Raw genomic sequence first — 5,836 nt, 5'->3', positions numbered from 1 at the left:
GGTGTGGTCGTGGCAGGTGCAGCGATGGAGATCGGAGACCATCTGGCAGGACCGGGTGCGCCGACTCGCCGCGGTCACGGGGTGCCCGCCGGCGGGGCCGATCAGTTCGGAGTTGAGGAGAGCGGTGGTCTGGGCCGGTGTGGCCATCGCCAGCCAGTAGTTGTTGATCGCGGCATGTGCCCGGGCCTTGATCTCGAAGACCGAATCGACCGGGTAGGCTGACAGCAGCAGGCAGTCCACCCCGAGGCGTTCGTACTCCGCGAACCGTTCCGGGAAGTTGACCTCGATGCAGAGGGCACAGCCGAACCTGAATCCGTTGACGGAAAAGACGCTCGGCCGGATGCCCGGGGTGTAGTAGCGCAGGACCTCGGTGTGCGAGCAGTAGCGTTTGTCATAGCGTCCTGTCACCTGCCCGTCGGCGTTGATGATGTACAGACTGTTGTGTGGGCGGTGCGGTGGAGTGAGCCGGTGGGCGCTTCCCAGCACCACCCACAGCTGCAACTCGGCCGCGAGCCCAGCCACTTGGCGGTGCTCCTCCTCGATCGCAGGCCAGTCCACCTGGTCCCAGTCGCTGATCTGCTCCTTGGCGTAGCCCGACAGGCAGCCTTCGGGGAACTGGATCAGCTGGGCGCCCGCTTCGGCGGCTTCGCGCATGAGCCGGCGGACCGTCAGGCCGTTGTGGCGGGCATTGTGACTGATCATTGTCTGGGCGATCGCGATGCGAAGCGAGGACGAGGCGGCCATGGACAGCAGCCTAGGCATGGCGGCGCCGCAATCCGCATCACGGGGTATCGCCTGGCGCATCTTCATCGGCGACGGGAACGATGACGGGCGACCTGGCATGCCTTCTCATCGACGAATGCGCTTGCTGGCCGCCCCGTCCTTGAACTGCAGGCCGCTGTCCCGGGGGTTGCGTACCCGGATGATCCTTACAGCGGCCTGACCGTTGCACTTCCGCTCACACCAGACCCCGGCCGTATGACCGGCCTGACAGTGCGGGAAGGCGACACGCGGAACGCCGCACGCCGGTATGGCCGTTGCCCCGACTCGGGCTTGATCACCGTGCGGCCCGGCAGAAGACGCGACGGGGCACCGTGTGTCGGTGCCTCGTCGCGCGGGGCTCGTCCACACACCACCGCCAAGCGGAAGGAGGGCCCGGCTGCACGTGGAAGCGGTCGTGTCTGGGCCTCCGGCTGTGCCACGGCGGGCGGTGCCTGAGGGGTGTGCAGACCGGCTTGTTCTCCAGTGATGGCTGACGGGACCAGCTGCTGGGCACGGTGAGTCCGGCGTTGGTCATGACCGCCGAGACCAGAGCGGACTCCGGCATCCACACAGGCAACGCCAGAAAATGGCGCAATCCGCCACCACTGGTGGGCGTGACCGTCCTCAACGCCGGTACTTCCTGCACTGCCCGCCGCCCGCCTTCATCTCTGGTCAAAGCCGCCTTCGGGGGAGAGCCGCCAGGAGCGGGCCGGCCCTGCGGACGCAAGCGGCCGAGGCGTCGATCGGCAGCCGACAACACATGCAGGTGGCGTGAACTGGCCCTGGAAAAGGCATAGTTGGGAGCGATCGGATGCGTCGTTGTCAGTGGCGGCCACCAGCATGGTGTGCGACAGGGGACGTGACGACCATCTGAGGGGGGACCGCATGCCATTCGTGCGGCCGTACATGCGCTCTGACGGGACACCGGTCCGCGGACATACCCGGTGGGCGCCGGGTGCGCGCCAGGAACTGACCATCTTCGCCTTCGCCGCGCTGGTCGTGCTCGGGTACGGCAACAGTGCGGACGCCGGGGACACATCCGGAACCCGCCCCCGGCCGCAGGTTTCCTACCCGGTCCGCTACGACGGTGCCGGTGCAGGCGAGCAGGGTCGTGCGGTGCCGAGCCCGACGGTGTCGTATCCGATCAGGTTCGACACTCCCACCACCCACAGGGCTGTGCCCACGCCGACGGTGTCGTACCCGGTCGACTTCTCGCGCATGGGAAGCGGACGGTGACCCGGCATCGGCCTTCCCGCAGGCCGCGTCGCAAGCAGCAGGACGACAGCCAGTTCGTCCTGGTGGCGGTGACCGCGGCAGGGGTGATCTTCCTCATGGTGGCGGTGGTCCACTGGCTGCTCGTGCACTGGTGGCTGCTGCTCGCGGCAGCTGTCGTCGCCGTACCGGCCGGCATCGTGTGGTGGCACCGGCGGGCGGAGCGCATGCGCTGGGAACAGGCCCGGGCTCGCGCTCTGCGTTACGGCCTGGCCCAGTTGGACGCCCTCTCCCACCGGCAGTTCGAGTTCGCCGTGCGGGACCTGATGCTCCGGGACGGCTGCACGGACGCGGTCCAGGTCGGCGGGCAGGGAGACCTGGGCGCGGACGTGAAGGCGACCGACCCGCTGGGGCGCCGGTGGGTGATCCAGTGCAAACACCGGTGTGGCGGCGAACGGGGTGCCGCCGTGGGCACCCCCGACCTGCAGGTCCTCAACGGCACGGGCCGCCCGGTCCACCGGGCCGACGTGGTGGTGATGTTGACCAACGGCAGGATCACCCAGCCCGGCCGCACCTTCGCCCGCCAGCAGCGCCTCCACCTCGTCGACCGCCAACTGCTGGGAACCTGGGCGTCCCAGGGCCGACCCCTGTGGGAACTGCTGCACGCGCTTCCCGCGCCCCGCAGGCCGTCCTCCCTCTCCTGAGCGGATCTGCTGAAGGGCCGCCACCGCAGGCCCGGCAGCGAGCAAACCCTTCTGTATGGCACCGAGTTGGGTAGATCACCAGTTTCCGGGCGAGGTGTCCGAGCCCTGGTGCAGGATGAGGGCACTGGGCTCCGTCTCTGTGCGGAAAGCCAGGACCGAGATGGGATCTGCTGCGTCGATTGGGGGCGTTCGTGTTCCAGCGCCATCTTCACCGTCACGATGACGTCGATCTGGTGATGTCCGCGCTGGGGAATGATCCTCAGTGCCTGCCGGTCCTGATCTCATGGGGTGCGGCGCTGCGGCGGGACGTTGCTTCGGCGCTGCGGGAGGTCATCGCGACCAGAGCGTGGCAGAGCGACTCCCGTGTCCGCAGTGCCGCGGTGAACTGGCGTGAGGAACCCCGCTTCCAGGTCTTCCTCGACCACGGGCTCGAAAAGCGCCGCAACCGCGGCCCCAAATACGAGCACCTGGACATCGCTCTGCTGACGTTCCCCGAAACCCGCGCCGCTCTCTACCGGGTGAACGCGGCGGAGTGCCCGCAGCACTGCCGCACCCAGACCGGCACCTTTGCCGAGGACCGTCATGCGGATGACTACCGCGAGGCACTGTTCGGCTGGTACGCCGCCATCCAGCACGCGCACGCCTGCGTCGTGAGGGCAGCGCGCTGGTTCGCGGACGCGCAACCATCCGACTCCCGCCGGCCTGAGACCTTCACCGACTGGATGAGCGGAACACGGCACCGCCACAGCAGCGGGACCGCACGGGAGACGGGCCCGGCCGCCCAGCGTGCGGTGCAGGAAATCATCCTGATGATGCATGCCTGGAGCCCGCACACCTTCGAAGCCATCGACGTGGCCTTCCAGAGGGCGGAGGGACAAGACGCATCCCACGCCTGGGGCGGCAGCTTCGAGCCCGCCGGACGGCCCGAAGCCCAGGCGGCCGCGGAAGCACTCGCGAGCGTCCTGACCCCACAAGAACGCCAGCAGGTCCGGGACGTCATCGACGGGATCGAGGCCGACGACGAGGACCGCGACGCGGACCTCGCGAAGGACAGCACACTGACCTCCGCCAGCGACCGCCACCGCACCTACAGCGCCGAATCCGGCGAGCGAGAGGACTGCGCCACGGCCCGGGCCCGCGTGTACGAGGAGGCCTCCCAGCCCTGGAGTGAAGGCGTCGACCGCACGGCCGATGCCGCCCGCCTCGCCCGGTTCCTGCTCGGACCCCGTACCGACCGGATCCGCACCGTCCTTGCGGTGTCCCGGGCAGCCGTGGCACGGGACACCGCCGAGAGTGCACCGCAGGTCTGGCACGACAACGCCCAAACCCTTCAGGAAGCTCGCGAGGCCGCAGGACTCGATCTCCACGACGCCGCCGGCCACCTGGGCATCAAGTCCGCCACGCTCGAGCGCTTCGAACAGGCAGCGGGCAAGCTCCCCGGACGCCCGGTCTCCCTCGGCTATCTCCAACTCCTCACCCTGACCTGCACCCAGGCGGGCCGCACCGCTCCCGCCTGCATCTCGCAGGCCGTCTCCGAGCCGGTGATCTCACTGCCGACCACCCTGTAAGACACCACCGTGCCCCACCCCTGGCTGGGCACTTCGCAGCAGACCGGCTGTACCGCAGACCCAGGTGCACCGGCACCCGAACCGACCAGCGGAGGTCTTCCGTGAAACGCGAGCGCGCCACCACGCTCCTGAAGGACCTGCTCGACCGGCTGGAGGCGGGAGGCTGGCCGCTGGACCTCGTCGACGAGATCCTCGTCTTCGGCTCCTACGCACGCGGTGCACTGAACCCCTCGGACGTCGACCTGGTTGTGGAGCATCGCAGGGACGACCGTCTCGTCTCCGAGTTTGTCCGCGCCCTGTCCTACGGCCGTGACCCTTCCGCCTCGATGAAGCGCGCCTTGAAGGGCAACAGTCGTGGCCTGCAGATCCACTTCGGTGAACGCAAGACCCTCGAAGCGGAAGGGTTCGAGCTGACCTTGCTGTGGACACGGGGCGAACCCGTCGATGCTGCCCGCACCCGGCTCGCCGCCATCACCCCCGACCCCGAGGCAGGCCGGGCCCCACGCGACCACATGATCGAAGCCTTCGACGGCATCGACCGCTGGGTCCCGCGCCCGGTCCGCATCGATCTCACCGACCTCGTTGACCGCAAGGCCGCCACCATCCGCCAACTCCAGCTCCCCGACGCCGAACCCGCCCATCCCGCAGCCCTCGAAGCCCTCACCCGCTGGAGCGAGACCAGCCCGCTGCGCCGCGCCGCGGCAGCCGTCCTCACCCACCTCGAAGCCACCTCCCGCCCCCTCGACTCCGTCTACCTGCACGGGGAACCGGTCATCGGCAGCCGCTACAGCGGCACCACCTGGCAGACCGGCATCGGATTCGGCTGGAGCCACCACCGCAGCATCTCCCACCACCTGCAGGAGGGCACCGACTGGTTCGAAATCGTCCGCCCCACTCGGACCCAACCCCTGCACACCCTCCACATCACCGCCCAGGACCGTTCCGCCCTACCCCGCCCGTGACGGACCGCCCATGCCCGGGTGAGCCCCCGTCGGCCAGCGTTGTCGTCCGGCAGACCGGACGACAACGCTCGCGCCAGATGCCCTGGGCGGCACCGTATTGACGAACGCCTCACCATCGGATGCACACCACGCTCCTGGCGCACGCGGTTACGGATCTCTTCAGGCAGACGTGTCGATGTAGGCGGCCAGCCGTTGCTGCCAGACGGCGTCCCCTTCAGGCAGGACAGCGCGGCAGATCTGCTTGAGGGTGCCGTCGTCGCGCCAGCGAAGGAAGCGGCGCCGGCAGGCATGGAAGGGACCCAGGGCTGGGGGAAGCCGTGTCCACGCCTGTCCGGTGCAGGCAATGTGGACGATGGCTTCCAGGATCTGCCGTTCGCTGCGGGGACGGCCCCCGGTATGCGACCGCGCGGGCAGCAGCCCGGACAGCGTCTGCCAGGCGACATCGCTGATCCGCGGCCGCCACACCGGCATCCCACCGGTCAGAGACAGCAGTTCATCGACCAGACGCCGCTGCTTTGGCAACAACAGTGAGTGACTCCGTCGGGAATCTTGAGGCCCGGGGTCATTTGCCTTGGCGCCACCACAGGGGTCGGGGCAGGCCGCGTGCGTCGAGGTACTGCTGGAACGC

Annotated in this window: 6 protein-coding genes; 4 read left to right on the top strand and 2 right to left on the bottom strand. The window is 68.9% G+C overall.

From position 1 onward, the window contains the following. The coding region (locus AB0N07_RS49560; RefSeq protein ID WP_365847393.1) for a carbon-nitrogen hydrolase family protein at positions 1-744 on the bottom strand (744 nt) is incomplete at its 3' end. Between the two features lie 903 nt (positions 745-1,647). Here AB0N07_RS49560 and AB0N07_RS49555 point away from each other — a divergent pair. The 4 genes from AB0N07_RS49555 (at position 1,648) to AB0N07_RS49540 (ending at position 5,208) form a co-directional block, all read left to right on the top strand. Further along, the gene (locus AB0N07_RS49555) at positions 1,648-1,998 is read left to right on the top strand and encodes a hypothetical protein (protein ID WP_365847391.1); all 351 of its coding nucleotides are present in this window, start codon (positions 1,648-1,650) and stop codon (positions 1,996-1,998) included. A 95-nt stretch (positions 1,999-2,093) separates the two neighbouring features. Continuing rightward, positions 2,094-2,678, top strand: a complete 585-nt coding sequence (locus AB0N07_RS49550) for a restriction endonuclease (RefSeq protein WP_365847395.1) — start codon at positions 2,094-2,096, stop codon at positions 2,676-2,678. Positions 2,679-2,914: 236 nt separating this feature from the next. Beyond that, positions 2,915-4,246, top strand: coding sequence for a hypothetical protein (locus tag AB0N07_RS49545; RefSeq protein WP_365847389.1), 1,332 nt, complete (start codon positions 2,915-2,917; stop codon positions 4,244-4,246). 101 nt (positions 4,247-4,347) lie between these two features. Further along, entirely contained in the window at positions 4,348-5,208 is an 861-nt protein-coding gene (locus AB0N07_RS49540; protein WP_365847387.1) for a nucleotidyltransferase domain-containing protein, read from the top strand. A 159-nt stretch (positions 5,209-5,367) separates the two neighbouring features. Here the strand turns inward: AB0N07_RS49540 and AB0N07_RS49535 are convergent. Next, positions 5,368-5,836 (bottom strand): transposase (locus AB0N07_RS49535; RefSeq protein ID WP_365847385.1); only part of this gene is annotated, 469 nt, incomplete at its 5' end.

Source organism: Streptomyces sp. NPDC051172 (genome assembly GCF_040682555.1).
Lineage (GTDB): Bacteria > Actinomycetota > Actinomycetes > Streptomycetales > Streptomycetaceae > Streptomyces.
The sequence above is the reverse complement of the archived record's forward strand: the minus strand, read 5'-3'. Positions and strand labels throughout refer to the sequence as shown.